This window comes from Bartonella sp. HY038, from assembly GCF_014117425.1.
Taxonomy (GTDB): domain Bacteria; phylum Pseudomonadota; class Alphaproteobacteria; order Rhizobiales; family Rhizobiaceae; genus HY038.
Genome location: NZ_CP059726.1, coordinates 167,581 through 193,573 on the forward strand (window position 1 = coordinate 167,581; position 25,993 = coordinate 193,573).

At 39.2% G+C, this 25,993-nt stretch carries 28 protein-coding genes; 7 read left to right on the plus strand and 21 right to left on the minus strand.

What is annotated here, in order from left to right:
- Nucleotides 1-22 precede the first annotated feature (22 nt).
- From H3299_RS15235 to H3299_RS15275, 9 genes are all read right to left on the minus strand, one after another.
- Entirely contained in the window at nt 23-1,651 is a 1,629-nt protein-coding gene (locus tag H3299_RS15235) for an ABC transporter ATP-binding protein (protein WP_182419844.1), read from the minus strand.
- A complete protein-coding gene (locus H3299_RS15240) occupies nt 1,648-2,523 on the minus strand; it encodes an ABC transporter permease (protein WP_182419845.1) in 876 nt (291 codons plus the stop codon). Before H3299_RS15240 ends, H3299_RS15235 begins: the two co-directional genes overlap by 4 nt.
- Nucleotides 2,520-3,497, minus strand: a complete 978-nt coding sequence (locus H3299_RS15245) for an ABC transporter permease (protein ID WP_182419846.1) — start codon at nt 3,495-3,497, stop codon at nt 2,520-2,522. The genes H3299_RS15240 and H3299_RS15245 overlap by 4 nt, the downstream gene beginning before the upstream one ends.
- Nucleotides 3,498-3,597: 100 nt before the next feature.
- On the minus strand, nt 3,598-5,199 hold the full coding sequence (locus H3299_RS15250) for an ABC transporter substrate-binding protein (protein WP_182419847.1): 1,602 nt from the start codon (nt 5,197-5,199) through the stop codon (nt 3,598-3,600).
- A gap of 271 nt (nt 5,200-5,470) precedes the next feature.
- The gene (locus H3299_RS15255; protein WP_182419848.1) at nt 5,471-6,094 is read right to left on the minus strand and encodes a hypothetical protein; all 624 of its coding nucleotides are present in this window, start codon (nt 6,092-6,094) and stop codon (nt 5,471-5,473) included.
- Nucleotides 6,095-6,222: 128 nt separating this feature from the next.
- Nucleotides 6,223-6,846 carry a hypothetical protein gene (locus tag H3299_RS15260; RefSeq protein WP_182419849.1) on the minus strand — a complete coding sequence of 208 codons (624 nt, stop codon included), beginning with the start codon at nt 6,844-6,846 and terminating at the stop codon, nt 6,223-6,225.
- A 117-nt stretch (nt 6,847-6,963) separates the two neighbouring features.
- Nucleotides 6,964-7,599 carry a hypothetical protein gene (locus H3299_RS15265; protein WP_182419850.1) on the minus strand — a complete coding sequence of 212 codons (636 nt, stop codon included), beginning with the start codon at nt 7,597-7,599 and terminating at the stop codon, nt 6,964-6,966.
- A gap of 117 nt (nt 7,600-7,716) precedes the next feature.
- Complete coding sequence (locus tag H3299_RS15270; protein ID WP_182419851.1) at nt 7,717-8,352, minus strand: hypothetical protein; 636 nt, start codon at nt 8,350-8,352, stop codon at nt 7,717-7,719.
- A 120-nt stretch (nt 8,353-8,472) separates the two neighbouring features.
- Nucleotides 8,473-9,057 (minus strand): hypothetical protein, encoded by a 585-nt coding sequence (locus H3299_RS15275; protein WP_182419852.1) that lies wholly within the window; start codon nt 9,055-9,057, stop codon nt 8,473-8,475.
- Between the two features lie 289 nt (nt 9,058-9,346).
- Between H3299_RS15275 and H3299_RS15280 the strand changes: the two genes are divergently transcribed.
- Nucleotides 9,347-10,960: a GMC family oxidoreductase gene (locus tag H3299_RS15280; RefSeq protein WP_182419853.1), complete on the plus strand. Its 1,614-nt coding sequence runs from the start codon at nt 9,347-9,349 to the stop codon at nt 10,958-10,960.
- Nucleotides 10,961-11,096: 136 nt separating this feature from the next.
- Here H3299_RS15280 and tal read toward each other — a convergent pair whose 3' ends face one another.
- The 8 genes from tal to repA all read right to left on the minus strand — a co-directional run bounded on the left by tal (nt 11,097) and on the right by repA (nt 19,556).
- Nucleotides 11,097-12,053, minus strand: coding sequence for a transaldolase (gene tal, locus H3299_RS15285; protein WP_182419854.1), 957 nt, complete (start codon nt 12,051-12,053; stop codon nt 11,097-11,099).
- A 129-nt stretch (nt 12,054-12,182) separates the two neighbouring features.
- Nucleotides 12,183-12,632, minus strand: coding sequence for a hypothetical protein (locus H3299_RS15290; protein WP_182419855.1), 450 nt, complete (start codon nt 12,630-12,632; stop codon nt 12,183-12,185).
- A gap of 156 nt (nt 12,633-12,788) precedes the next feature.
- Entirely contained in the window at nt 12,789-13,682 is an 894-nt protein-coding gene (locus H3299_RS15295; RefSeq protein WP_182419856.1) for a metal ABC transporter solute-binding protein, Zn/Mn family, read from the minus strand.
- 22 nt (nt 13,683-13,704) lie between these two features.
- Nucleotides 13,705-14,574 carry a metal ABC transporter permease gene (locus tag H3299_RS15300; RefSeq protein ID WP_182419857.1) on the minus strand — a complete coding sequence of 290 codons (870 nt, stop codon included), beginning with the start codon at nt 14,572-14,574 and terminating at the stop codon, nt 13,705-13,707.
- Entirely contained in the window at nt 14,571-15,350 is a 780-nt protein-coding gene (locus H3299_RS15305; protein ID WP_182419858.1) for a metal ABC transporter ATP-binding protein, read from the minus strand. Before H3299_RS15305 ends, H3299_RS15300 begins: the two co-directional genes overlap by 4 nt.
- Nucleotides 15,351-15,739: 389 nt before the next feature.
- Nucleotides 15,740-16,477 (minus strand): helix-turn-helix domain-containing protein, encoded by a 738-nt coding sequence (locus H3299_RS15310; protein ID WP_182419859.1) that lies wholly within the window; start codon nt 16,475-16,477, stop codon nt 15,740-15,742.
- 707 nt (nt 16,478-17,184) lie between these two features.
- Complete coding sequence (gene repB, locus H3299_RS15315) at nt 17,185-18,378, minus strand: plasmid partitioning protein RepB (RefSeq protein ID WP_182419860.1); 1,194 nt, start codon at nt 18,376-18,378, stop codon at nt 17,185-17,187.
- Nucleotides 18,378-19,556 (minus strand): plasmid partitioning protein RepA, encoded by a 1,179-nt coding sequence (gene repA / locus H3299_RS15320; RefSeq protein WP_182419861.1) that lies wholly within the window; start codon nt 19,554-19,556, stop codon nt 18,378-18,380. The genes repB and repA overlap by 1 nt, the downstream gene beginning before the upstream one ends.
- A gap of 800 nt (nt 19,557-20,356) precedes the next feature.
- Between repA and H3299_RS15325 the strand changes: the two genes are divergently transcribed.
- The 5 genes from H3299_RS15325 (at nt 20,357) to H3299_RS15345 (ending at nt 22,517) form a co-directional block, all read left to right on the plus strand.
- Nucleotides 20,357-21,286, plus strand: a complete 930-nt coding sequence (locus H3299_RS15325; protein WP_182419862.1) for a tetratricopeptide repeat protein — start codon at nt 20,357-20,359, stop codon at nt 21,284-21,286.
- A 161-nt stretch (nt 21,287-21,447) separates the two neighbouring features.
- A complete protein-coding gene (locus tag H3299_RS15330) occupies nt 21,448-21,774 on the plus strand; it encodes a tetratricopeptide repeat protein (protein ID WP_182419863.1) in 327 nt (108 codons plus the stop codon).
- Nucleotides 21,722-21,943 (plus strand): SEL1-like repeat protein, encoded by a 222-nt coding sequence (locus tag H3299_RS15860; RefSeq protein WP_182419864.1) that lies wholly within the window; start codon nt 21,722-21,724, stop codon nt 21,941-21,943. Before H3299_RS15330 ends, H3299_RS15860 begins: the two co-directional genes overlap by 53 nt.
- An 11-nt stretch (nt 21,944-21,954) precedes the next feature.
- On the plus strand, nt 21,955-22,089 hold the full coding sequence (locus H3299_RS15340) for an SEL1-like repeat protein (protein ID WP_182419865.1): 135 nt from the start codon (nt 21,955-21,957) through the stop codon (nt 22,087-22,089).
- Nucleotides 22,090-22,199: 110 nt separating this feature from the next.
- Nucleotides 22,200-22,517 carry an SEL1-like repeat protein gene (locus H3299_RS15345; RefSeq protein WP_182419866.1) on the plus strand — a complete coding sequence of 106 codons (318 nt, stop codon included), beginning with the start codon at nt 22,200-22,202 and terminating at the stop codon, nt 22,515-22,517.
- A 385-nt stretch (nt 22,518-22,902) separates the two neighbouring features.
- Here H3299_RS15345 and H3299_RS15350 read toward each other — a convergent pair whose 3' ends face one another.
- Together H3299_RS15350 and H3299_RS15355 are read right to left on the minus strand one after the other, a co-directional pair.
- Nucleotides 22,903-23,115 carry a hypothetical protein gene (locus H3299_RS15350; protein ID WP_182419867.1) on the minus strand — a complete coding sequence of 71 codons (213 nt, stop codon included), beginning with the start codon at nt 23,113-23,115 and terminating at the stop codon, nt 22,903-22,905.
- A gap of 2 nt (nt 23,116-23,117) precedes the next feature.
- A complete protein-coding gene (locus H3299_RS15355) occupies nt 23,118-23,438 on the minus strand; it encodes a hypothetical protein (protein WP_182419868.1) in 321 nt (106 codons plus the stop codon).
- Nucleotides 23,439-23,669: 231 nt separating this feature from the next.
- Here H3299_RS15355 and H3299_RS15360 point away from each other — a divergent pair, with 231 nt between their 5' ends.
- Nucleotides 23,670-24,221, plus strand: a complete 552-nt coding sequence (locus H3299_RS15360; RefSeq protein ID WP_182419869.1) for a hypothetical protein — start codon at nt 23,670-23,672, stop codon at nt 24,219-24,221.
- An 88-nt stretch (nt 24,222-24,309) separates the two neighbouring features.
- On the opposite strand, the gene H3299_RS15365 is transcribed toward H3299_RS15360, so the two are convergent.
- Together H3299_RS15365 and H3299_RS15370 are read right to left on the minus strand one after the other, a co-directional pair.
- Complete coding sequence (locus tag H3299_RS15365) at nt 24,310-24,732, minus strand: hypothetical protein (RefSeq protein WP_182419870.1); 423 nt, start codon at nt 24,730-24,732, stop codon at nt 24,310-24,312.
- Between the two features lie 235 nt (nt 24,733-24,967).
- Nucleotides 24,968-25,795, minus strand: a complete 828-nt coding sequence (locus H3299_RS15370) for a class I SAM-dependent methyltransferase (protein WP_182419871.1) — start codon at nt 25,793-25,795, stop codon at nt 24,968-24,970.
- Nucleotides 25,796-25,993: the final 198 nt, after the last annotated feature.

Consider the following 25,993-nt stretch of genomic DNA (forward strand, 5'->3'; position numbering starts at 1 on the left):
AGATCTTATCATAATTGACATTTTAAAAGCGCGGTGGATGCCAATTTTTACCTGGAATTGAAGCCAATAATTGTTTGGTATAATCAGATTTTGGATTGCTATAAAGAGTGGCTGTTTCACCTTGCTCGGTAATTTGCCCCTTTTGCATAACAATAACCCGGTCGCATAATTGTGCAGCAACCCGCAAATCATGGGTAACAAACACAATTGATAGCGACAATTCTTGACGCAAATGGATTAACAACTTTAAAACCTGTTCTTGCACCGACACATCAAGGGCAGAAACTGGCTCATCAGCTACAATGATTTTTGGCTTTAATGCTAAAGCGCGCGCAATGCCAATGCGTTGGCGTTGGCCGCCTGAAAATTCGTGCGGGAAACGCTCAAGGCTGCTTTGCGGCAGTTCTACCAATTCAACAAGGCGGCGTGCTTCCTCATGGGCTTTTTGCTTTGCTACACCATGAATAATTGGCCCTTGGGCAATAAGGTCAATCACCCTTTTGCGCGGATTAAGCGATGCCATTGGGTCTTGAAAAACCATTTGGATATCTTTGCGCAAGCGCTGTAATTGGCTGGCACTGGCGGTTAAAATATCTTCACCATCAAAATGCACTTCGCCGCTATCGCTTGCTAATAGCCGCGTTATCAAGCGCGATACGGTGGATTTACCTGAACCACTTTCGCCCACAATGCCGAGGGTTTCACCATGATGCAATTGAAATGATAGGTCCTTTACCGCATGGACTGCTTTGCGCCCCTTTGAAAAAAAGCCCGCTTTTGCCTTATAGATTTTATTAAGGCCTATGGCATTTAACAAAACTGGCCTATCCATTGGGTTTTGCCGCTCAACGGGTGGCACAAGCGATGGCACGGCATTGATAAGCTGTTTAACATAAGGATGTTGGGGGCGGTTTAGCACCTCGTCAGCGCTGCCATGCTCAACCAATTCACCCAGTTTTAAAACCGCAACATTGTCGGCAATTTCCGCCACCACACCAAAATCATGGGTAATGAACAAAATGCCGGTTTTATGCTTGGTTTGCAATTCCTTGATAAGATGCAAAATTTGCGCTTGTGTCGTGACATCGAGGGCGGTTGTCGGTTCATCGGCAATGATAAATTCTGGCTCTAAAATCAGCGCCATGGCAATCATCACTCTTTGCCTTTGCCCACCTGAAATTTGATGGGGATAGGCATGATAAACCGATTTTGGATCGGGGATATGCACCTCGGTCAAAATATCTATGACCTTTTGAAAGCGGTCTTTTTTGTTTAATTTTGTGTGTAAACGCAACACTTCATCAATTTGCCAGCCAACGCTTTTTTGCGGATTAAGCGCCGTCATCGGTTCTTGAAAAATCATCGCCATTTTATTACCGCGCAAGGCTTGCAGCGATTTTTCTGGCATTTTTAATAAATCTTCACCGTGATAAAGGATTTCGCCATTGCTTACTTTTACCGTGCGTGAAGGTAGCAGCCCCATAATAGCGCTTGCAGTCAAGGATTTGCCTGAGCCGCTTTCACCAACAAGGCAAGTGATTTCACCGGCATGGATTTTAAGCGATAAATCCGCCAAAGCAAAAATCCGCTCCTGCCCCTTTGGCAGGGTAATTTGCAAATGTTTAATTTCAATAATCGGTTGCTTGGTCATTTTTTCTGCCTAGGATTTAGAGCGTCATTAAGGCCTTCACCCAAAAGGGAAAATGAAAGAACCGTCAAAAAAATTGCAATGCCGGGAATTACCGCGCAATACCATTGGCTTTGCAGCACCGCCCTGCCCTGCCCGATCATATTGCCCCAGCTCGCATAATTTGCGTCACTTAAACCAAGAAAAGCAAGCGCCGCTTCCATCAAGACCGAACTTGCCATGATAACCGACGCAAAGACGATAACGGGTGGCAAAGCACTTGGTAGGATTTCTTTAAAAATAATGGATAAATTGCTGCAACCAAGATTACGCGCGGCTTCAACAAATTCGCGCTGCCTTAGCGACATATATTCAGCCCGAACCATGCGTGCAGGGGCTGTCCAAGAAACAATGCCAATGCAAAAAATAATATTTTCAATTGTCGAGCCAAAAATGGCCACCAAAGCCAACAGCAAAATAAAGCTTGGAATGGTTTGGAAGGCTTCGGTAATGCGCATTAAAACATCATCAATTAGGCCGCCAAAATAGCCAGCGATGGCACCAATAATAACACCAATAATAATTGAAATTAAAGTGGCAACCACACCAATTAACAGCGATATACGTGCGCCATGAACAATGCCGGCTAAAATATCGCGGCCAAGCTGATCGGTACCAAGCGGGTTTGCACTATTCATAAATGGAAAAACAAGTGCGTCACCAGCACGGCGCAGCGGATCACCGGGCGCAATAAAACCAGCAAATAGCGCCATGCCAACAAGAATAATAAACAAAATAAGCCCAAGCACTGCCGCACGGTTGCGGGCAAAGCGGCGCCAAAAAGCGCTAAGGCGTGATGGTTGTTTGATGTGCGGCAAAATGGTTTCAGCACTCATGATAGTTCAATCCTTGCGTCAAGGCGGGCATAAATAAGATCGGTTATAAAATTAACAATCACCACCAAAATCGAGCATAGCAATATAATGCCCATCAAAGAATTCATATCGCGTTTGATAACCGATGTATAAGCAAGCTGCCCAAGCCCTGGAATGGAAAACATTTGCTCAATCACCACCGAGCCACCCAAAATAGTGGAAAATTGTAGGCCGAGCAAAGTGATAACCGGTAATAAAGCATTGCGCATAATGTGGTGAAACATTAATCTTGCGCCGCTTGCGCCCTTAGCTTTTGCCGTGCGGATATAATCAAGATCCATAACTTCTAGCATTGAGGTGCGCATTAAGCGCATATAAAAAGCAAGGTAAATTAAGGCAAGCGATGTTGCCGGCAAGATGAGATGAATAGCAATATCAAGCGCATTGCGCCAACCCGTATGAAAAGCAATAATATCCTTATAGCCGCCTGATGGTAGCCAGCCAAGTTTTAACGAAAAGACGATAATCATCAAAATGGCAAGGAAAAAGCTTGGCAATGCGTAAAAAACCAATCCAAGCGTTGAAATAACCGTATCGGTTGCCGAATAAGCTTTACGCGCGGCTAAAGCACCAAGGGCAATGCCAAAAATAAAAGCGGCAAAAAGCGATGATCCCATTAATAATAAGGTCGGCACCAAGCGATCGAGCAATACTTGCAAAACGGGCTGCTCATAAACATAAGACCAGCCAAAATCAAATTGCGCCAATTTAACTAAATAAAGCCAAAGCTGCACATAAACGGGCTGATCTAACCCATATTCAATGCGCAATTTTTCAACAAATTTTGGATCTGCACCGCCCATATCGCCGACGAGCGCATCAACTATATCACCGGGGGCAAGATGGATAAGCAGGAAACTACCCACCATGATGAGAAGTATAACGGGAACCGCTTGCACAAGACGGCGCAGCGCAAAGGTTAAAATGGCAGGCATGAAAACACCAAAATATTGTACATTGAACGAAAAGGCAGGGCAAAAGCCACTGCCTTTTATGCTAATAAGAATAGTCGTTTAAAAAGCGTAGAAAACTGATCTATTGACCTAACCATAAATCATAATTGCTTGATGAATCCCAACGCGGTGTATTATGGTGGTTTTTCATTACCTTGCTGGTGGTTGCCACAAATGGATGCTCAATCGCGAAAATCACCGGTAAATCTTCCATCTCTAATTTTTGCATTTGATGATAAAGATCAGCGCGTTTTTTGGGGTCTATCTCAATTGCCGCTTGTTCAATAAGACTGTCCATTTTTTCCGATTTATAGCCATATTGATTGCTCCAAGGCGTGCCAGCTGGAATACCTGATTGCAGCCAAACAGTGGTGGAAACTGCTGGATCATTGCGGAATAAATGCCAGCCGCTCGCCGTGTCAAAATCATGGTCACGATAAACGCCATTTAAAAAGCCGGGTGCATCATTGGCAACAAGTTCCACCTCAATGCCCACCTCTTTTAACGCTTGTGCATAATATTCTGCCCAAAGCTGTGTATATTCGCCCCAAGGTGCTGGGCGGTGGCGCAATTTAAAGCGAATGCCATTGGCATCGGCTTTGTAGCCAGCCTCGTCAAGCAATTGCTTGGCTTTTTCAACATCATAGGCATAGCTTGGCACATCATCGGTATAATTTGCGCCGCCCGTGCTTGGAATTGGCCCATGCCCGGGCTTACCATAGCCACGCATGATATTTTTAATAGCAAAATCAATATCTAAAGCGTGATAAATTGCTTGGCGCACTTTTAAATTGGCAAGGATAGGATTGCGCAAATTAAACTCAACCGTGGTATGGGCGATGTTATTTTCAAAACCTTTGGGACCAATGTCAAATTTGCCGCTCGCGCCAAGGCGTTCCATATCCGACATAGAAATGCTGTTAAAGCCGCTTTCCATCAACTCACCTGATTGAAGTGCGGCAGCAGCCGCAGCCTTATCGGTGATAAAACGCCAAACCACGCGGTCAAGATAGGGATAATTTTTGCCGCGCCAATAATCATCATTGCGTTCAGCTATAATGTATTGACCACGCTCATATTTAGAAAATTTAAATGGACCGGTACCAATTGGCGCGGCATTATATTTATTTCTTAAAATATCAGTGCCTTCATAAAGATGCTTGGGCACTGGGTGACCAAGATCAGGCATAGCAGCAACCAAAAGTTCCATCGGCATTGGCTTTGCATAATTGAAAACTGCTTTATGCGGAGTTGGGCAATCAACCGACACCAAATTTTCTTGTAAGGTTGAAGAATAATTGAGCAAAGGCTTCCAAAGATTTATGGCACTATAGGCAACATCATCACAGGTAAAATCAACCCCATCATGCCAGCGAACATTTTCGCGCAAATCAAAGGTAATGGTTTTACCATCTTCTGATGAAGACCATTTGGTGGCTAAAACGGGCACATAACCTTCATAAGAACGATCAATCAATGGTTCCATGATCTTGCCAGAAATCATATAAACACCGGTAGACGCCCGCAAGGCTGGATTTAAAACCCCTTGCTCTTGGTTAAGGTGGAAAATAGCAGTGCCGCCTGTTGTAATAATATTTTCGGGTTTCACATATTCGGCGGCTGTAGCAAAGCTACCGCTACCCAAGGCCAACACAACACCAAGTCCCACTTTGAATAAATTCATAAAAATTTTCCCGTTTCATGCGACAATTGATATATTGGTTGATATATTGAGTGTCTATTGCAACCAAAAGCAATTGCATCATCTAAATTGGCTATAAAATAGAATTTTTTTCTAAAACTATGAAGCGTTAAAATTTTCAAAAACAGTTAAAAATTAGAAAAATTATGCTAAATTAACCATATTTTTCAGTACAAAATTCTTACAATTAAGAATGTGATGATAAAGCCAAAGGCACCACAAATTTCGATCAAAAACGCACTCACTTATAGGCTTAATTATATTGCCACTTTGCTTTTAAACATATCTCAAAAGGTGCCTGCCAGATGTTTTTATCACCTTCATAAATATTGGTTACCTCTGGATTTGGAGCCAAGTTGCTCAAATCCATTAGCTCTCCCTCAGCACCAAATATTAAATCAAACTTATTTTTAAAAAATATTTTCTGAAAATCATCATCGTTTAATGGATATATTTTAATTTTTTCTGCACCTTTTTTTAAAATACTAATTTTTAATAAGCTTCCATCCACATAGGGTAGGCTATATAGTGGTAAAAAATACTTCCAATTTTTTCTATCCATATATTTAAAAAAAATACCAAAACTATATAAATATTCCTGCCATTGAATATCTTTATCAATAGCTGTAAAACTTAATCGTATTCCAGGAGGTAATCTTTCTTGCCTCTCATCATTAAATTCGCTTTCAACTAATTTATTGGTATTTTTGTCAACAATAATCGGTGCCGTCAGCGATAATTCCACTTTCATGCCATCAATAATCACTGAACTTTGACACCTATCCTCACTAACTGCTTCTGCCCCAAAAGACGAGCTTGCAAATGAAATAGCTGCCATGAATAAAATAATCGAAAAAGCATTGCTGAATTTAACCATTCATTCGCCTCACGGATAACCACCTCTTTACTTATCATTGAATTGTTTTGCGCCAAACATATTATGCGAGCAGGTCTTTTAGCGAGGGTATTTTTACTTTAACCAGCTCGAAATAAAACTATAGTAGATTAATTATAATGCCACTTTGCTTTTAAACATATTTCAAAAGGTGCCTGCCAAATATTTTTATCGCCTTCATAAATATTGGTGATTGTTGGATTTGGAGCCATCTTTTTTATATCGTGTAATCTTCCTAAAGCGCCAAATGTTATATTAAAGCCATTTTTTTCAAATATTTCGGGAAAATTAATAAAACTTATAGAATGAACTTTCGTCATTTCCATGCCTTTTTTTAAAACATCAACTTTTATTAAGCTTTCAGATACATTTGGCCGAGTGGATTGTATAAGGAGACCTTTTGGGTCATTGCCATTCATATACCAAATATCGATACCAAAATTATATAAGTATTCCTGCCATTGAATATCTTTATCAATAGCAGTAAAACTTAATCGTATTCCAGGAGGTAATCTTTCTTGCCTCTCATCATCAAAGTCATTTTCAATCAATTTATTGGTATTTTTGTCAACAATAATCGGTGCCGTCAGCGATAATTCGACTTTCATGCCATCAATAAGAACTGAGCTTTGACACAAATCCTCGCTAAGTGCTTCTGCCCCAAAAGACGAGCTTGCAAATGAAATAGCTGCTATGAATAAAATAATAAAAAAAGCTTTGATGAATTCAACCATTCATTCGCCCTCCCCTTTGCTTATCATTGAATTGTTTTGCGCCAAATATATTATGTGAGCAGGTCTTTTAGCGGGGGTATTTTTACTCTAACCAGCTCGAAATAAAACTATAGTAGATTAATTATATTGCCACTTTGCTTTTAAACATATTTCAAAAGGTGCCTGCCAAATATTTTTATCACCATAATAAGGATTGGTTAATCTATCACGAGGGGTTAGTACATTTATATCCATTAATCTTCCCATGGCAGCGAAGGTCATATCAAATCCATTCTTTGCTGAGTATTCTTTAAAATTTATATGCGATAATGGATATAATATTATCTCTTTTTTTCCCTTTTTTAATAGACTAATCTCTAATAATTTCTCTGTAATAATGGGTGGGGTATAGTGGCCGGATAGCCCCGTCCAACTATCTCCAAGCATGTAGCCATACCAAATATTGGAGGTATATAAGGCTTTTTGCCATTTTATATCTTTATCAGTTGCGGTAAAACTTAATCGTATTGATGGTATAACCTGCCGTTTTTCCTCATCATTAAAGTCATTTTCAACTAACTTATGTGTTTTTTTATCAACAATAATTGGCGATGTTAGTGATAACTCCACTTTCATGCCATCAAGCAGCATTGAACTTTGACACCTATCCTTGCTAAGTGCTTCTGCCCCAAAAGACGAGCTTGCCAAAAAATTTGAAAGCGAAATAGCTGCTATGAATAAAATAATCGAAAAAGCTTTGCTGAATTTAACCATTCATTCGCCCTCCCCTTTGCTTATCATTGAATTGTTTTGCGCCAAACATATTATGCAAGCAGGCCTTTTAGCGAGGGCATTTTTAGTTTAACCAGCTCGACACAAAACTATAGCAGCTTAATTATATTGCCACTTTGCTTTTAAACATATCTCAAAAGGTGCCTGCCAAATATTTTTATCACCTTCATAAATATTGGTTACTTCTGGATTTGGAGCCATCTTTTTTATATCGTGTAATCGACCTAAAGCGCCAAATGTTATATTAAAGCCATTTTTTTCAAATATTTCGGCAAAATTGACTAACCTTATAGAAGAAAACTGCGTTTTATTCATCCCTTTTTTTAAAACATCAACTCTTATTAATCGTTCTGATACTCTCGGCGAAAGAGAATGTATGAGGAGACTTTCTGGGTCGTTGCCATTCATATACCAAATATCGATACCAAAACTATATAAATATTCCTGCCATTGAATATCTTTATCAATAGCCGTAAAACTTAATCGTATTCCAGGGTGTAATCTTTCTTGCCTCTCCTCATCAAAGTCATTTTCAACTAATTCATTGGTAATTTTATTGACAATAATTGGCGCCGTCAGCGATAATTCCACTTTCATGCCATCAATAATCACTGAACTTTGACACAAATCCTTACTAAGTGCTTCCGCCCCAAAAGACGAGCTTGCAAACGAATTTGAAAGCGAAATAGCGGCTAGGAATAAAATTATAAAAAAAACTTTGCTGAATTTAACCATCCATTTCCCCTCCCCTTTGCTTATCATCGGGCTGATGTTTTGCGCTAAACATACCATGCAAGTGCGTCTTTCATGGGTCGTATTTTTACTTTAACCAGCTCGAAATAAAACTATAGCAGCTTAATTATAGTGCCACTTTGCTTTTAAACATAGTCTAAATGGTGCCTGCCAAATATTTTTATCGCCTTCATAAATATTGGTTACTTCTGGATTTGGAGCCATCTTTTTTATGTCGCGTAATCGACCTGAAGCACTAAATGTTATATCATAGCCATTATTTTTAAATACTTCGGAAAAATTGACTAACATTAAAGAATAAAACCACGTTGTATTCATCCCTTTTTTTAAAACATCAACTTTTATTAATCGTTCTGATACTATCGGTAGACTAGAAGGTATTAAAAGGCTTCGAAATTTGTTGTCGTTCATGTATGAAAGCTTAGTACCAACATCGTATAAATATTCTTGCCATTGAATATCCTTATCAATCGCAGTGAAATTTAATGCTAATCTCGGCACTATTTTCTTTTGCTTTTCACTATTAAATTCGCTTTCAATCAATTCATTGGTATTTTTATCAACAATAATTGGTGCCGTCAGCGATAATTCGACTTTCATGCCATCAATAATCACTGAACTTTGACACAAATCCTTGCTAAATGCTTCTGCCCCAAAAGACGAGCTTGCAAATGCAATAACTGCCATGAATAAAATAATTGAAAAAGCTTTACTGAATTTAACCATTCATTCGCCTCACGAATTGCCGCCTCTTTGCTTATCATTAAGCCAATATTTTACACAATATATATTATAGGAGGCGTGTCCTTTTTAACGTTAAATATCTACGTCTTATTAAGCTGATAATAAAATAAAATATTGCTATGATTGTAATGCATAAAAATAGAACAAAATTGCGGCCAGCCACAGAAAAGTTATTTGGTAAAATTAAAAACCTCCTTATAGTGATTTCTTGATTATATTGGGAGGTATTATCATGGCGGAGGCTTTTAATTATATTATTATTGGTGCAGGTACTGCTGGTTGCTTATTGGCCAATCGCTTATCAGAAAATCCAAATAATCGGGTTTTACTGTTGGAAGCAGGCAAGCGCGATAATTATATCTGGATTCATATTCCCGTCGGCTATCTTTATTGCATTAACAATCCGCGCACCGATTGGTGTTTTACAACCGAGCCGCAAAAAGGCTTGAATGGCCGCGCCCTTGCCTATCCTCGCGGTAAGGTGCTTGGTGGCTGCTCGTCCATCAATGGTATGATTTATATGCGCGGCCAAGCGCAAGATTATGATCATTGGCGCCAATTAGGTGGCATTGGTTGGGCTTGGGATGATGTTTTGCCATTTTTTAAAAAATCTGAAGATTATTTTGGCAATGATAGCGAATTTCACGGCAAAGGCGGCGAGTGGCGGGTTGAAGAACAGCGTTTGCATTGGGATATTCTTGATGCGTTTCGTGATGCTGCTCATGCCTATGGTATTCCTATTATCAATGATTTCAACCGTGGAGATAATGAAGGCATTTCTTATTTTAATGTCAACCAAAACCATGGTGTACGGCTTAATACCGCCAAAGCCTTTTTAAAGCCAGCTGCCCATCGTCCTAATTTGGAAGTGCATACAAAGGCGCAAGTTAAGCGGCTAGAATTTTCCAAAACCAGTGAAGATGCAGGCTTGCGTGCAAGTGGCGTGGTGATTAGCGGCGCGCAAGGTGATGAGACAATTTTTGCAGACCGCGAAATTATTCTTTGTGCGGGTGCCGTTGGGTCGCCGCAAATATTAGAGCTTTCCGGTATTGGTCGCGGTGATGTTTTACAAGCCGCCAATATTGATCTTATCCTAGAGCGCAAAGAGGTTGGCGAAAACTTGCAAGACCATTTACAATTGCGCTGCGCTTTCAAGGTGGAAAATATTGCCACTTTAAATGAAAAGGCCTCAAGCCTTTGGGGTAAGATGATGATAGGCCTTGAATATTTGCTTAAACGCTCTGGCCCAATGGCGATGGCTCCAAGCCAGCTTGGTATTTTTACTCGCTCTCATCACAGTTTTACCACGCCCAATTTGCAATATCATGTACAGCCTTTAAGCCTTGGCAAATTTGGTGAACCAGTGCATAAATTTCCAGCCTTTACCGCAAGTGTTTGTAATTTACGCCCCGATAGCCGTGGCACTATTCATATTAAAAATAATGATTATCGACAAGCGCCTGCTATTTCGCCTAATTATTTAAACGCTGCCAGCGATCAAGCCGTTGCGGCCGATTCAATACGTATTACCCGCAAAATTGTCGAACAAGCACCTTTGCAAAAATTTAATCCGGTGGAATTTATGCCGGGCGGCAATTTTTTTAGTGAAGATGATTTAATCAAAGCTGCAGGCGACATTGGCACAACAATTTTTCACCCTGTTGGCACGTGCTGCATGGGCAGTGATGAAAACAGCATTGTTGATCCGCAGTTAAGGGTGCGCGGCATACATGGTTTACGCATAGCCGATGCTTCTATCATGCCAAGAATAACCTCAGGCAATACCAATTCACCAACCTTGATGATTGCTGAAAAGGCCGCAGCTTTTATTTTAAAAAATGATTGAACCCATTATATTTAACTAAAAAAGCCTTATCCCCTGCCCTATTATGCGCTCAAAAAATACGCAAAATAAAAATTTAAAGCACGCGAAAAACTAATTTGGCGTGCTTTAAAAAAAGGCTTTAAAAAACGTTGATCAATTAAGCGGTCAACAATTTATCAATCATGGTGCGAAGGGCGGTTAAATCCTTAGCAAAACCACGAATACCTTCTGACAATTTTTCAGCTGCCATCACATCTTCATTCATCATCCAACGGAAGGTTTTTTCATCCATGTGGATCGGTGCTTCAGCAGTAACCGTTTCAGGTGATAATTGACGTGGCAATGCACCATTGTCATTGGCCAATTCGTCCAAAAGCGCCGGGCTAATGGTTAGGCGGTCACAACCAGCAAGAGCTTCAATTTCACCGGCATTGCGGAAAGACGCTCCCATAACAATGGTTTTAATGCCATTAGCCTTGTAATAATTGTAAATTGAGCGAACCGATAAGACACCTGGATCAGTTTCTGCGGTGTAATCAAGACCAGTTGATTTTTTGTACCAATCAAGGATACGGCCAACAAATGGCGAAATAAGGAAAGCGCCAGCATCGGCGCAGGCAATGGCTTGCGCTTTGCTAAAGAGCAAGGTCAAATTGCAATCAATGCCTTCTTTTTGCAAAATTTCTGCAGCACGAATACCTTCCCAAGTTGATGCAAGCTTGATTAAAATACGCTCGCGATCAATGCCGCGCTCTTTATAGGCGGCAATGATATTATGGGCTTTTTTAACCGACGCTTCGGTATCAAAAGAAAGATCTGCATCAACTTCAGTTGAAACACGCCCCGGTACAATATTTACCAAAGCTGCACCAACCGAAATTGCAAGGCGATCCGCAATAGCGCTGATAATTGCTTCACGGCTGCCATTTTGTCCCTTGCCCCAGCTAACGGCTTCACTCACCGCAGAGCTAAACATTGGCGTGCCCAATGCTTTTAAAACAATGGTAGGATTGGTGGTGCAATCGGTTGGCTTGAGGCGAATAACCGCATCAATATCGCCAGTATCGGCAACCACAGTCGTCATGGCGCGCAATTGTTCCAACTTGCTGGTCATAGAAAACTCCAAACTCAAATAAATGATCCTATTGATTTGTTAAAATGCGCTAAAAAGAATAATTTATCAATGGTGATTTGTGGCTATTTTTAAAAAGAGATAATGCTCATAAAAATCATTATTGATAAATTATTTTTTCATATAATCTAGCCAAGCTTTTCTATCTTTAAATATGGTAAGTAGATCACCGGTTTGATCATTTTCAATCATCTCATTGCACTTAATAATTGTTGGCCCAGTCACTGCAGCCATTTTATGATATATATTTTCAAGGGCTTGATAAAATAAGTTCACATTTTTAAATGTAATTAGACTACTGTCAAAAATCTTTGTTGTTTTTTGCCTATCGCAACAAAATAAATAATAATAATAAGTATTTTTTATGGTTTTTGAATATAAATAATCTTCACCAAAATCAAATATTAAAGCGGCTTCCATTTCTTTTTCAATAAAATCTATCAATCCTATAGCATTTTTTTGTCTTTCAAATTCTTCGACCTTGTCAGATAATTCATCATTATCCGCAAGCCCACCAAAAGGTGCTAATAAATTATCAAATACATATTCATATATAATCATCTCAATTTACCTAATTACCAATGGATCAATATTGATATAGGTTAGGATCATGCCTGCCAATGAATTAGCAGCCATGACCCGAAATTTTATCTCGATTTATAAACAATATATCAATTTTGCTTAACACTTTGCAAAAGTGCTAGTCTAAGCAAAATCTTATTTTTTAAGCGCATTAATAATCTGATTTGTATTATAATTCATTAGTTTTATATAGGTTGCTGCAGGTCCATCAGCCGCCGATAATGATTCTGGATAAAGTGCGCCGCCTGCTTGTGCGCCTGTTGCTTTTGCAATTTGTTCCACCATGCGCGGATCATTTGAGTTTTCAAAGAAATACATTTTGACATGTTCTTTTTTAACTTGATCAATCAACTGTGCAATATCAGCAGCTGATGCTTCTGTTTCGGTTGACAATCCTAATGGTGACAAAAATTTTACCCCATATTCATGACCATAATAGCCAAAGGCATCATGGCTAGTAAGAACTTGCCGTTCATTTTGAGCAATTTTTGCAAATTGCGCACGAATAGATGCATCAAGCTCTTGCAATTGCTTGCGATACACATTTGCATTGGCTTTAAAGCTTGCTGCATCTTCAGGATCTGCTTCAATAAGGGCTTTTTCTATATTATCAACCCAGATAAGCACATTTGGCACACTGTTCCAAACATGGGGATCGGTGACTTTTTTTCCGTCTTCTTCAAAATCATGAGTTTTAATGCCGGTCGAAACAATGATCGGCTTTTTGGCGCCGCCAGAGGCTTTGGCAAGCCGCTCAAACCAAGTTTCTAATCCCTCACCGCTAATAAAGGTGACTGCAGCAGCTTGCAGCAATTTGGCGTCATTAGGGGATGGCTCAAACTCATGAGGGTCGCCATTGGCAGGTACAAGATTATGCACATTAACATGATCACCACCGACATTTTTTACAACATCACCAAGGATTGTAAAACTGCTAACCACATCGATGGTTTTTGCATGAGATAATGTTGGCGTAAATGCGAACACCAATAAGCTTGCCAATAGTCCAAACTTAAATTTTTGTTTCATGATCGTTTTTCCTGTTGATTTACTAGGTTAATTTACGACTATGCCATTGGCGTTTTAAGGCGCCGGCAGGACTTATAATAAGGGAAACGGCATAGATAATGCTTGCGGTTATAATAATGGTTGGTCCGGAAGCTAATTTTAAATGATAGGATGCAAGCAAGCCAAAATATCCAGATAACATGGCACATGCCACCGCAATGGCGAACATGATTGGTAAACGACGAGCCCATAATTGCGCAATTGCAGCCGGCAACATCATTAAACCCACAGCCATTAATGTGCCTAAGGCTTGAAAACCAGCAACAAGATTAAGCACCACCAGAAATAAAAAGACGAAATGGTAAAACGGCCCCCATCCACCAACAGAACGCAAGAAACTGGGATCAAAACATTCCGCAACCAGTGGACGATAAACAAGTGCAAGCACAATAAGGGTTATAGAAACAATACTACTCACAATAAAAAGTGCCTCGGCATCTATTGCGAGAATTGTTCCAAACAGCACATGCAAAAGATCTATATTAGAGCCACGCAAAGAAACAATCAAAACACCAAGTGCGAGTGATGTAAGGTAAAAGCTAGCAAAGCTTGCATCTTCTTTCAGTATTGTTGTGCGGCTTACCAAGCCAGAAAGTAAAGCAACACTAAGACCGGCAATTAAACCGCCCAATCCCATAATCGGCAATGACAAGCCACCAGCAATCAAAAAGCCAATTGCAACACCTGGTAAAACAGCATGGCTCATAGCATCCCCCATAAGGCTCATGCGGCGCAACATTAGTAAAACCCCAATCGGCCCTGCCCCCATGCCAAGCGCGAAGGATGCAATTAAGGCACGGCGCATAAAGCCATAATCGACAAAAGGCGCAATTAAAAAGCCATAGACACTCATAATGCACCTTCGGTGTTTTTGGCAAAACCACTTTGATCAACCAAGGTGGCTTCGTCCCAACCTTGGGCTAAATCTTTAGCTTTGGCTAAATTGGTGGGGGTTAATGTGGTTTTGGTAGGCCCCCAAGCTATAAGATGGCGCGCTAATAATAAAGTTGATGGAAAATTATTTCTAACTTGCTCAATATCATGCAAAACGGCAAGTATTGTGCGCCCTTCTTGGTGCCAACGACCGATCAAGGCTAACAAATCATGCATGGTACGCTCATCAATTGCATTAAATGGTTCATCAAGAATAATTATTTTAGCGTCTTGTAATAGCAAGCGGGCAAAAAGAACCCGTTGAAACTGCCCTGCTGATAAGACGCCAATATAGCGCCGTTCAAACCCTTCAAGGCCAACTATTGCTAAGGCTTGTTGAGCTTTATCGGCAATTTGTTTGGAGACACCGCCAAAAGCACCAATTTTATGCCATGCGCCTAATAAAACTGTATCGGCAACACTTAAAGGAAAATGACGCTCAATGTCAGAAGCTTGCGGTAAATAGCCAAAGTCTTTAAGTTTAAGGCTTCCTTTATTAATTTCACCCTTATACTGTTTTAAGTCGCCCATAATGGTTTTAACCAATGTTGATTTACCGGCACCATTGGGCCCAACAATAGCGGTTAAACTGCCGGCATCAAAACAACCTGAAATATCTTGAAGAGCCGGCTGTCTTTCATAAGCAACAGTTACATGACTTAAAGAAATGAGAGGCGTATTTTGAGACAGGATCATGGCAAATTAACTGCCCAAATAACCCCGAGCCATAGGATAGCTAAAAGGATTAAGACGTATAAGAACCGCCGCCATGATGTTTGGGCAAAAATACTTGATAAGAAGGGATTGTTTTTATTCATAAAATTTTGCCTCCAACATTATTCACTTTATGTTATATTATAACGTTTCATTTGTGAATAGTTGATTGAGACATTAGCAGTAAACTTTTAATGATTAACAATGAGGGTTCACTCATGAAAATCTTTCTAGAGCCTTTTTTCATGCTTTAAAGATATGTTTTAAAAGTTCATTTAATTCATTAGCGATCCTTTGGTTTAATCAGCGGTTTTTTATAAATATAATATAGTTTGATATTCTGTCTGTTGATCGGACTCAGGGTTTTGGTATTAAAAATTTAAGCTTGGTTTTGATTTTTCAAAAACATTTGCGAGCTTTAGAAGCTGTTGGGCAAGTTTGGGATTATCGCTAAAATCAAGGGCGATTTTTTCTTCATATGAAAGAGTATTGAACATGGCTTGTTGTTGGTTTTTGTTGTGTTGTTGTTGATAGCTCAAATGTTGGCAAATTGGTGCTTCTTGTTTAACCAAATGGGCACATTTTTCTGGCAGGCTCAAGCAATAGGCATTGCTTGCTTGTTTAAATGCTGGTCCTTCGGCTTTATCATTGTGGCTATAGCGGCGTACCCAATTTAAAAAGCCATGATTTTGCAAGGCCTTTAATGCGCGCACTACACTGTCACGAGAGCGGCGAATTTTGCCCATAATTGTAGAAATTGCCGGTTCAAGCCGCCCGGTTTTATAATCAATAATATTGATAAAATATTCTAATATCTCTAGCGCAATTGTGCCAAGTGGGCCGCAACGTTGTCCCTTTTGCCGGTTTTGTAAATCAAAACGTTTTGCGGCAAGTAAAAGCTTTTTTAAAGATTGGCGATCGGTTTTTTTAAATATTTTCTTTTCGATAAATCCTAAAAGATAGGATTTACGCCGATAGGGTTTTGGCTTTGATATTACATCAACTATGTTTAATTGTTGAGTTGATTTAATTGAAGCTGCGCTTTGATGTTTTAAAAAAGCTTTTTTAAGCAGCGCATTTTGCAAAAGGCTTTGGCCTAGTGTTTCCATGTTTTTTAACAATGCAAAAGACAATAAATTATGATTCGCAAATTTGTTATTTAAATTTGCGTTACAAACAGACAGGAATTTTGTGCCTATAATGGCTTAAATATCTGATTATATTAATCTATTATCGAGCATCATTCCTTTCATCTTTTAAAGCGTTAAGCGGGCATGCCGTCTTGTTGAAACGGCGGTTTAAAACGGCTTATAGTTTTGGGAGAGAAAAAGGCGGGTTTTAAAAAAGCCACTGCCAAATATTTATCAGATTATTTTGCTTAAAATTTAAAGTAATGAACATTGTTCGCAAAAGCTAAAAAACTTGAGCGGCAAATAGTCTATGACTTTTAATCATACAAAATGATCGAATAATGGGATAATTTGGAATGACTGGCCAACAAGATTTGATAAAATTCTAACCAATCATCGCACATTTTTAACGCAAGTTGACAACGAGGATTAACCGTAACCAACCAATAATCAGGGGCTTAAAATTTAAGTAAACACTAACTTACTTAATAATGCTGATAATTTTGGCTTTAAGCTGTTATGCTAAAAAAAGGCAAAACAATATCATGCACTAAAAAGCGCGTAAAAATACTTGACAGTTTTGTGCGGAAATGCGATTCTCAAACTGCTACATATTGAGAAGAGGCTTCCACAGCGTTGAATTGGGGTAAAACCTTAATTTAAATCTGGCGAGGCCTTTTTTTTGCCTATTCGTCTCCTTTTTTTGTGGTTTTTGCAGCGCGTTGATAGGCGCTATACAGCGCATCAAAATTGCTGCTTAAAAAATCTGCAAAGTCATCAAAATTTGTAAATGCTTCAATTGTTGTCGCGCTTTCCAGTGTTGGATTATTTGGCGCGCCATGATCTGCCGTGTTTTGATGATTTATGCTTTTTTCTATGGGATGAATGGTAAAAACCGCATTACCGCTACTTTTTATCATTGTAATTTCAAGATTTTGGTCAGGGCTTTGCCATTTATTTTGATGTTGGCCTTTGGTATTTTTTACCCGATTGCTTGACGATTTTTTATGAGGCTTTGGCACCGATTTTTCACGGTTCAAGGTGTTGTTTGTAACAAAGCCATCATAAATACGGGCAAATCTATCGTCTGATGATAAAGCATTAAACTGTTGTTTGTCGCCGCCATCTTTGCCGATAATCAATTGAAGCTCGGTTGTAAGATCATTGTTTGGCAGGGCGGCTAAAACATTGGTTAATTCCTCCCATCTGCCACGGCCAATGCTTGGTGCTTTGCCAATAATGTCCAAGAGTGGTGGTGGTAAAAGCCGCGCTAGTTTGATCATTTCCGAAATATGCGATTTACCGGTGCTTAAAGATGCGCAGATTACTTCGCGTTTAAAGCCTGCATCTTCTTGCGCTTTGGCAAAAAGACATTTTTCAATGAAGGATAAATCATTGCGGGCAGTATTTTCCTCGCCTTGGAAAATTATTGCTTCCTCATCGCTTAAAGCGCGAATAGCTGCCTTAAAAGCAATGCCAAGGCGCTTGGCAACAGCAAGACGGCGGCGGCCATAAACGATTTCAAATTCATCATTTGTGCCGGCAATTGGCCGCACGAGACCTGGCACAATCTGGCCGCGCTCACGCATTGATGCTTCAAGTTCTGCGATCGTTGCATCATCAAGATTGCTGTCTAAGCGATCTTTAATTGCGGATTGTTTGATTTTATCAGGATTAATCTCAACAATTTGACTGCCTGTCCGCAGCAATTCGTCGGCAAGCTTTGAGCGTTCCTGCATTTCCTTAACGCCAGCGGCAACTTTCATCAAATGCGGACTTGCTGAACGCGGTTGCTGTTGAACATCGCTCACGTCGTCCTTTTCTTCATCTAATTTTGACAATACCGCGGCAAACAGCCCTTTTGAGGTTTTAGCTTTCATTATTCACGCCCCCATGCTTGCACAATCAAGCTTTCAATCTCACCATTGGCGGCGTTTAATGACTCCATGGCGCGATCATAAGTCTTAGGTGCTGAAAAACGCGACCTTTGTACTTCATAAAGGCTTTGTTTCCATGTTAAAGCATCAGCAATCGCCGTGGATTTGGCAACGCCGTTTAACAAAAGATCTTCACCAAATACTTGCCGCATTAATGCCTGCATATTGGCTTGCGGCATGTCATTGGCTTCAAATTTGGTTATGAGGAATTTAGCAAAATCCCATTGGCTGCTAGCCCCAGCATCGTCAAGAATTTGCATATAAGAAGCAGCAAGTTCTAAAAATTTTCCGGTGGAATCTACATCAAGCATATGGGCTGGAACGGGAATTAACACGCCTGTAGCAGCAGTAAGCGATGATAGGGTTAAAAAGTTTAAGGATGGTGCACAATCAAGCAAAATAATATCATAATCACTGCTTACCTGCTCAAGGGCTTGCGAAACGCGCAACAAAAATCCGGTGCCGCCCTTTTGGCGCATCTCAAGAGCAACAGCAGTTTCAAATTCGGTAAGTTCAAGACCTGCGCAAATAACATCAAAGCCGCTAATATGGGTTTTGTGAACGATGTTTTTTGTTGGCACCGGTGCCTCAAAACGAATGGCAGAATAAAGTGTGTCGCCGCTACGATAATCAAAATCGGGGAGTGAACCATGCAAGCTGGTTAACGAGGCTTGCGGATCCATATCAACAGCTAAAACGCGATAACCACGCAGCGCTAAAAAATGACCAAGATGAATGGTGGTTGAGGTTTTTGATGAGCCGCCCTTAAAATTGCTAACTGCAATAATTTGGCATTCCTCGCCATTAATCCGTCGCGGATTGATCCATTTTTTGCGACCATTTTCAGCCAAATAAAAGCGCAATTCCAAAACTTGTTCCAAAGTATAAAGCCGCTTGCCATTATTGGTGGTTTCTGGCATTGGCCCCTGCTCTTTTAAAGATAATTGGCGAATATAGGCTTCAGAAACGCCGAGCAGATTAGCAACCTCGGTAGAGGAAAATTTGCGCATGGCACGGCGAGCATCTGGAGGGAATTGCATCATCGTCAAATTATTAAGGGCTTTTTCCAATTTGGTGGAAAAGCTGTTCATAAAATGCAAACTGCTTAAATGGCGCGACAAAGGTTTTCTCCGAAATATTGGCTCATCTAATTTTGGCTTACCTAAATTTAGTTGAAATTGCATCTTGTGAATAAACTGGTTGGATAATCTAATATAGAATATAGCGCAGTTTAAAAGATAGATGCTGTTGGTTAATAAGCGGTTTACATTTTCAAAATACGGCAAATAAACGAAATACGAAAATTTAGCGTTACAAAAATATGTCAGATTCGGATTGTCTTTGCAAAACCTAATTGCCTTAGTGATGAAAAAAAATTAACCATAGTTTTTTTGTCATCGTTCGCTATTTGTTCTTTTAAATAATCAAAGAGCATATTGCTCTAATCTTGCCATTTAGGACTCATTTTACCATTTTGAGAATAGATGACATTTATTCTATTTTTTTAAATTTTGCAATAAAAATTGATAAAAAATTAAGTAAGATATTGATTTTTAACGATAAAAATCAATTTATTTTTTGATGTTGTCATGCATCGATTAAAAGGCGAATTGATCTTTGCCTTGGGTTAATCTAAGTTCCCAGCTGGGAACTTTATGTAAAATGATGAAATTGGTGGGCAGGTGCATGCTTGCCTAGTTCCCAGCTGGGAACTATTGAAACATAAAAGAGTGTTATTGTTAAAGGCTTATTTTACCGATATATAAAATTTTTCTATACAGGGGCTGCGAGATTATAAAGCCAATATTGACACTTATATTATATATGTCCACTATCGCCATGGTTGGAATATCAACAATTTGGCTTAATTAATTACCATTATCGTGTTTGATTCTAACCAACAAAGAAAGGGAGATTGATCATGACACAGCATCGCCGCCCTTTCCGCACTCTTTGTTTAAGTGTTTTTATTGTATCCGCTATTATCGTTTTTTTTGTTAATGATGCCGAGACACCAGCCAAATTATTTGTGTCATCAAATGATTTATTGCAGGATCCAAAACCTATTTCCTCTCATCCCCGTTATGTTGATATTAATGAGCTTGAAAATCATGCCTTGATGACAAAAGATGCTTGGGCGCAATATAATATTGGTGAGCGCTATTTGGTGGGGTGGGATGTTCAGCAAGATAGTGCCAAGGGGATAAAATGGCTATTGCTAGCAGCGCAACAAGGCTATGCACCGGCACAATATCGTTTAGGCATTATAGATTTTTATGGTGATGGCGCCCCTCAAAATTATCGTCAAGCGTTAAAATGGCTTACTCTTGCCGCCGAGCAAAATTATGCGCAAGCACAATATCAGCTTGGGCTTTTATATTATTATGGCATTTATCATTATGATAATCATTATTATGGTAAAATCTATGAAATAGATGAAGAAGCCGCATTTAAGTGGTTTAGTCGTGCTGCCGAGCAAGAATTGACTCCCGCTTTATTTTATGTGGGGCTTATGTATTATAATGGTGAAGGGGTTAAACGAAACTTGTTACAAGCCTATCAATACATCAAGCTTGCTGCTGATCGCGGCGATGATAAGGCTCAATACCATCTAGCTAATATGTATATGAGTGGGGTAGGTGCTAAATATGACGATGCTTTGGCACTGCAATGGTTCAAAAAATCCGCACAAAATAACAATAGCTACGCCATGCTAGAGGTCGCACGGTTTTACCTAAATGGATGGGGTGTCGCAAAAGACGAAAAGCTAGCAAAACTTTGGGCACAAAAATCAGCAGAGCGTGGCAATGAACAAGCCAAAAATTTATTACAAAAATTGAATTCCCAATGAGAAATTGTTGGCTCACTACCCTGCCCTATTGTGTGTTTACGCTAAGGTAAAGATATTTTCCCATTAAAAGCACTTGGCTTTTTAAAAAAATATCTTGTGCTTTTTATGACCTTAAGCAATGATGCTAGCGTAAAATGGTTTAAGGACAGCGCACAAATATTATGACTGATGATTTTACGAAAGCAAATATTGAAACGCTCGAAAAGCAGGCTGAACTTGGCGACGTGGAAGCCCAATATAAGTTGGGCATGATTTATTTACGCGGTGAAGGCACTCGTCGCCATGATGAAAATGCATTTAAGTGGCTGCGATTAGCGGCGCTTAATGGCAATAAAGCTGCCATTCATCCTTTGACAATGATTTATTTGCGTGATTTGCGCGGCTTTCAAAGTGAGGAGGAATATGAGCTTTTCAAAAGGCTTGCTGAAAAAGGCGATGCGCAAGCGCAGTCACTTTGCAACCTATTGTATTACGGATGCAGATGGTGACAATTATCTAAACCAAGCTATCTATTGGTACGAAAAAGCTGCGGCACAAAATTTTGCTAAGGCACAATATGCCCTTGGTCGGATGTATAGTTTAGATCGCGGAATTCCAAAAGATTATCATAAAGCCTTTGTTTTTTTAATCAGGCAGCAGAAAGCAATCATCGTTTAGCGCAATTTGAATTGGGTGAATTATATTATAATGGCTTGGGCATTGCGCAAGATATTGAAAAGGCGATTTTTTGGTTTAAAAAGTCTGCGGCACAAAATACCATTGAAGCCAAACTTGCTCTTGCTCGGGCTTATCATCAAGACTAAATATTTTACCGTCGTTAAATATAAGATGCTTATCAAAAAGAATTTAAGCGTAATTTTATAGCTATTGCCGCTTTAAATGCTAATAATAGCGGTTTAGCTTTTGCCGATAAATGCATTTACACATTAAAGGGTATTTATGGGGTTTTCAAAAAATAACCGCCTTGATTGGTGTGTTGCTTATTGCCCTTTGCGCCTCGCCCGCTTTTACATATTTTTCTTATCCTGATAATTACCTCTTATGCCTTAAAGCCGATATCGGCGAAAAGGATGGGCAATATCAATTGGGCAAAGCTTATAAATTTGGCGATGAAATCAACCAAGATTATGTCTTAGCCGCCCATTGGCATGAACTGGCAAGCTTCTTGGTAGCATCTCCATTGCTTATCAAAATATCAATGCCGCGAAGCAGTAAAATGGTTGACGCTTAGCACCAATAAAGGCAATGATAATGCAATGGCGCATCTTGGTCTGATAACTTTAAATAGGTTGGAGGGAAAGCTAAATTCACGAGAAATGCCTATTCCCTGTTTAAACGTGGGGCAGAGCAGGGCTCTGGACAGGCCGAGCCAGTTTAGGCATCAAATATGAAAGCGGTTTCATTGTCGAAACAAATATAATTGAAGCGATAAAATGGTATCAGCGTGCCGGTGATGCTGTTCGTGTAAAAGCTAAGAGAAAGCTGCGAGACTTGCAGAAAACAAATTAAATAGGCGTGCCATTATTTTTGTCAGCCGTATAAAATGCATAATTATTATTTAATTACAATTATTTATAGTTTTTGATAATGGTTTTGAAACAGCAGTAATTCTTGCCTTATAGTTCCATTGCTTCACTCTGCTGCTTTATCGCTTTGAGCATTCTTTTTCTAATCAACCCACTTACAGGGCGGATAAAATACCAATAGGGGGCAAAGCGTCTTCTACTTTCACCATCAGGGCAAAAAACGCGTGTTTTTGTTTGTAATGTAAAACGGTTTTGACAAAGCGGTGTTTTATCTGCGTCTTGATCGTTTATTTTAAACTGCATTACTAATTTTGCACTACTGGGCTTGTCAAAGGCACAAAACGTCTCACCAAGCCAAAGGCAACTTGGTTATTTTCTAAGGTTTCAAGCAAAGTGAATTTATCAAGGCTAAACGGAGTAGGGGCGACGTCTTTTAATAATTTACAAGCATGTAAAATTCGCAATGGAATTTCACGTAAGGTAATAAAACTTGCAATGAGCCAATCATCTTGCGCATCATAATGCTGGAGAGCGGAAAATATCTTTTGGCGCGGTGCATGAATTTCAATTTCATGCACTTCTTCAAATTGGAAATCGGGTAAATATTTATCGATCAAGTTGTTCATGATGCAGTATGATAGTGGTTTTAAAAAAAAGGCAAGTTAAAATCGCCATTTACTTTAAAACAAGGTTTTTATAAATTTGGCTGGTCATCATTTTTGATTACAGCACTGCCATAGTTTTGTAAAATTTGTAATATTGTTGAGTTACATGATAAAATATTTAAAAATATCATGGCGTTTGGTTTTATTGGCTTAACATCGCTTTTATGCACTTAAACTTCAATGGGGTAAAATATGTTTAAAGTTTTGCAAAACAAATCATTGCGCCTAGCCTTAAAAATTATTTTGTCGGCTTTATTGGTTTTGGGAGGCGCAATGCCAGTATTGGCTCAACAACAAATCGTAACTAAAATACAAGATTTTGAGTTTAAAGACAATAAATTCATCATACAGACAGATGATGGAGAATTTTACGCGACATTATATCAACAAGATGAAGACGGCATTACTAGATTTTTAATGCAACTCTCGTCGTTGAAAGAACACCACAAAAAAGTTTATATTGAGAAAGATGATGCTAAAATTTTAGCTTTTCAGGGTTTGTCTTGTCAACCGCTAGAATTTTTAAAAGAAGATGATGACTTAATATATATGATTTACGGTATAGCACCCGGTATTATGCGAATAAATAAGCACAATGATGTTTTATATAATAAATATTTGCAACATGCCGCTGTTATTAAAAGAAATTTGCATGACAAAAACAAGCAATTTTTGGAATTTGCCTCAACGAACGAAGGCATTGTTGAATATATGGGTGGGCTTTGCCCAAGTTCAGATATTTAATAATCAATAGCAGGCAATAGATAGTCAAACGGTCATTGGCAATGATTACTGCAAACTGGATAAGCTAAACGCAAACCCAATACTTCGCTCACCATCGTACATAATCAACGCTTTTAATAATTCGAGCTGTCACATCAAAAACATGCTTATAATCAATGTTATTATTGTTAACAATAAAGCATAATTCATTATTTTCATAAAAGACGTAAGTGTAATTATCACGATGATAAGAATCGTCTTTTCTCTTTATCTCGAAAACAATGTATCCCTTTATATTTAATAAAAATGCTTTGCCTGTTTGGGTCTTATCTGTATCAACAATAGCAAAGCCCTCACCAGATATTAAAGGGCAACAAAACCCTGTTGATTTGAACATATATTTATATATTTGATTGTCATGTTGCCATTGAAAACCAATAGGGGAGAGTTCAAAAACATTTTTTTGTTCTGGATTGGTCACTTCATGATAATTTGGGTTTCTTTTTATATATTTAAACATCAAAGTTCCCAATTTTTGCTCCTCTATTTGTCTAAAGGTGGGAAAGTCTATGAAATGAAAATACAGTATTAGCGATTTTTAAAAACACTACCAAAAAAATGTAATTTAAAAAGCATTTTGTCCTTTTAGATATTATAGGTTTAATAAATTTAGCTAAAAATAGCCTAAGCAAAAGGCGCTTTTTACCTAAGGCTATTATATGATTTATCTCTTAATAAAAATATAGCGCGCTCGTTTGCACAGCTGCTTAAACCTCGCAGGCTATCACATAGTCAGCGCCATAGCGTAAGCCATTTTCTTCGCGGCAAAGGGCAAGGCCATCGCGGCGCAAGGCTTCAATAGTGGTCGCAAAAGATTTGGCAAGTGCTTTGTCTTTAAATAGCGGTAGGCGGCGCACGCACATATCTAATTGGGAGTTAACCCATTTTTCACGGTAACGGTTGGGAAAACGCCGCGCTTCGGTGATTTTAAAGCCGGCGGCATTTAAACTATTTAACGTCCATTCGGCAGGAAATTCGCGGTAAGGACTTTGGTCGGCGAGCAAAAGGCAAACATCGCGCATGCGGCCAATTTCACGCACTATGCGTCCGGCTTCAGTGGCGACAGGTGCGTTAATATAGGGATCTAGGCCAATGACATAAAGTGTTTTTTTGACATGGGGATAAAGGCGGGCGAATAATTTACCTTGAAAATAAGGAGCAAAGCCTTCAATTGCGCCCAAAAGATAATCGGCAAGCACGGTATCAAAGCTTTGGTTTTGTAAAAAATTCTTGTCTCCCCAATTGCCAACCAAAAGTTCATCTTGTGGCCGTAAGCTGTCGCCTAAACTTTGTTCAATTTGTTTGGCATAATCTTTTGCACCAGTAACTCCGACCCATTTTGTTGTTTGCAAACTTGCACACCAATGGGCAGAATTTACCCCAGTACCCGCGTCCAAAAAACTGCCCCATTCATTGGGAGCTTGCAGACTTTCAATAAATTGGAACAAAGCCGAGGTACTGGATTTGGCGTTTACAGCGGCAATTGGTTTATTCACATCGTCTAATGAATTGTTCGTCTTTTTAATTTCAGTCAATGAACCAATCCTATCCTTGGGTTTAGAGAATAAAAAGTAGCTATCTTGAATTTTATAATTTTGCACTGTATTTAACAAGCTGATGATATTGTTTTAGTGACTTGTAAATGTAGTTGAATTTTGCCTGATTTTGTTCTGTTATATTATAACTTCGCGGGCTGTCAATCCTTTTGGCAAATTGTTAAAGGCTTCAATTCA

What these genes read in the sequence shown, in the direction of transcription:
- H3299_RS15235 (WP_182419844.1), bottom strand. Translation starts at nt 1,651, where the DNA reads ATGACCAAGCAACCGATTATTGAAATTAAACATTTGCAAATTACCCTG.
- H3299_RS15240 (WP_182419845.1), bottom strand. Translation starts at nt 2,523, where the DNA reads ATGAGTGCTGAAACCATTTTGCCGCACATCAAACAACCATCACGCCTT.
- H3299_RS15245 (WP_182419846.1), bottom strand. Translation starts at nt 3,497, where the DNA reads ATGCCTGCCATTTTAACCTTTGCGCTGCGCCGTCTTGTGCAAGCGGTT.
- H3299_RS15250 (WP_182419847.1), bottom strand. Translation starts at nt 5,199, where the DNA reads ATGAATTTATTCAAAGTGGGACTTGGTGTTGTGTTGGCCTTGGGTAGC.
- H3299_RS15255 (WP_182419848.1), bottom strand. Translation starts at nt 6,094, where the DNA reads ATGGTTAAATTCAGCAATGCTTTTTCGATTATTTTATTCATGGCAGCT.
- H3299_RS15260 (WP_182419849.1), bottom strand. Translation starts at nt 6,846, where the DNA reads ATGGTTGAATTCATCAAAGCTTTTTTTATTATTTTATTCATAGCAGCT.
- H3299_RS15265 (WP_182419850.1), bottom strand. Translation starts at nt 7,599, where the DNA reads ATGGTTAAATTCAGCAAAGCTTTTTCGATTATTTTATTCATAGCAGCT.
- H3299_RS15270 (WP_182419851.1), bottom strand. Translation starts at nt 8,352, where the DNA reads ATGGTTAAATTCAGCAAAGTTTTTTTTATAATTTTATTCCTAGCCGCT.
- H3299_RS15275 (WP_182419852.1), bottom strand. Translation starts at nt 9,057, where the DNA reads ATGGCAGTTATTGCATTTGCAAGCTCGTCTTTTGGGGCAGAAGCATTT.
- H3299_RS15280 (WP_182419853.1), top strand. Translation starts at nt 9,347, where the DNA reads ATGGCGGAGGCTTTTAATTATATTATTATTGGTGCAGGTACTGCTGGT.
- tal (WP_182419854.1), bottom strand. Translation starts at nt 12,053, where the DNA reads ATGACCAGCAAGTTGGAACAATTGCGCGCCATGACGACTGTGGTTGCC.
- H3299_RS15290 (WP_182419855.1), bottom strand. Translation starts at nt 12,632, where the DNA reads ATGATTATATATGAATATGTATTTGATAATTTATTAGCACCTTTTGGT.
- H3299_RS15295 (WP_182419856.1), bottom strand. Translation starts at nt 13,682, where the DNA reads ATGAAACAAAAATTTAAGTTTGGACTATTGGCAAGCTTATTGGTGTTC.
- H3299_RS15300 (WP_182419857.1), bottom strand. Translation starts at nt 14,574, where the DNA reads ATGAGTGTCTATGGCTTTTTAATTGCGCCTTTTGTCGATTATGGCTTT.
- H3299_RS15305 (WP_182419858.1), bottom strand. Translation starts at nt 15,350, where the DNA reads ATGATCCTGTCTCAAAATACGCCTCTCATTTCTTTAAGTCATGTAACT.
- H3299_RS15310 (WP_182419859.1), bottom strand. Translation starts at nt 16,477, where the DNA reads ATGGAAACACTAGGCCAAAGCCTTTTGCAAAATGCGCTGCTTAAAAAA.
- repB (WP_182419860.1), bottom strand. Translation starts at nt 18,378, where the DNA reads ATGAAAGCTAAAACCTCAAAAGGGCTGTTTGCCGCGGTATTGTCAAAA.
- H3299_RS15325 (WP_182419862.1), top strand. Translation starts at nt 20,357, where the DNA reads ATGACACAGCATCGCCGCCCTTTCCGCACTCTTTGTTTAAGTGTTTTT.
- H3299_RS15330 (WP_182419863.1), top strand. Translation starts at nt 21,448, where the DNA reads ATGACTGATGATTTTACGAAAGCAAATATTGAAACGCTCGAAAAGCAG.
- H3299_RS15860 (WP_182419864.1), top strand. Translation starts at nt 21,722, where the DNA reads ATGCGCAAGCGCAGTCACTTTGCAACCTATTGTATTACGGATGCAGAT.
- H3299_RS15345 (WP_182419866.1), top strand. Translation starts at nt 22,200, where the DNA reads ATGCATTTACACATTAAAGGGTATTTATGGGGTTTTCAAAAAATAACC.
- H3299_RS15350 (WP_182419867.1), bottom strand. Translation starts at nt 23,115, where the DNA reads ATGCAGTTTAAAATAAACGATCAAGACGCAGATAAAACACCGCTTTGT.
- H3299_RS15355 (WP_182419868.1), bottom strand. Translation starts at nt 23,438, where the DNA reads ATGAACAACTTGATCGATAAATATTTACCCGATTTCCAATTTGAAGAA.
- H3299_RS15360 (WP_182419869.1), top strand. Translation starts at nt 23,670, where the DNA reads ATGTTTAAAGTTTTGCAAAACAAATCATTGCGCCTAGCCTTAAAAATT.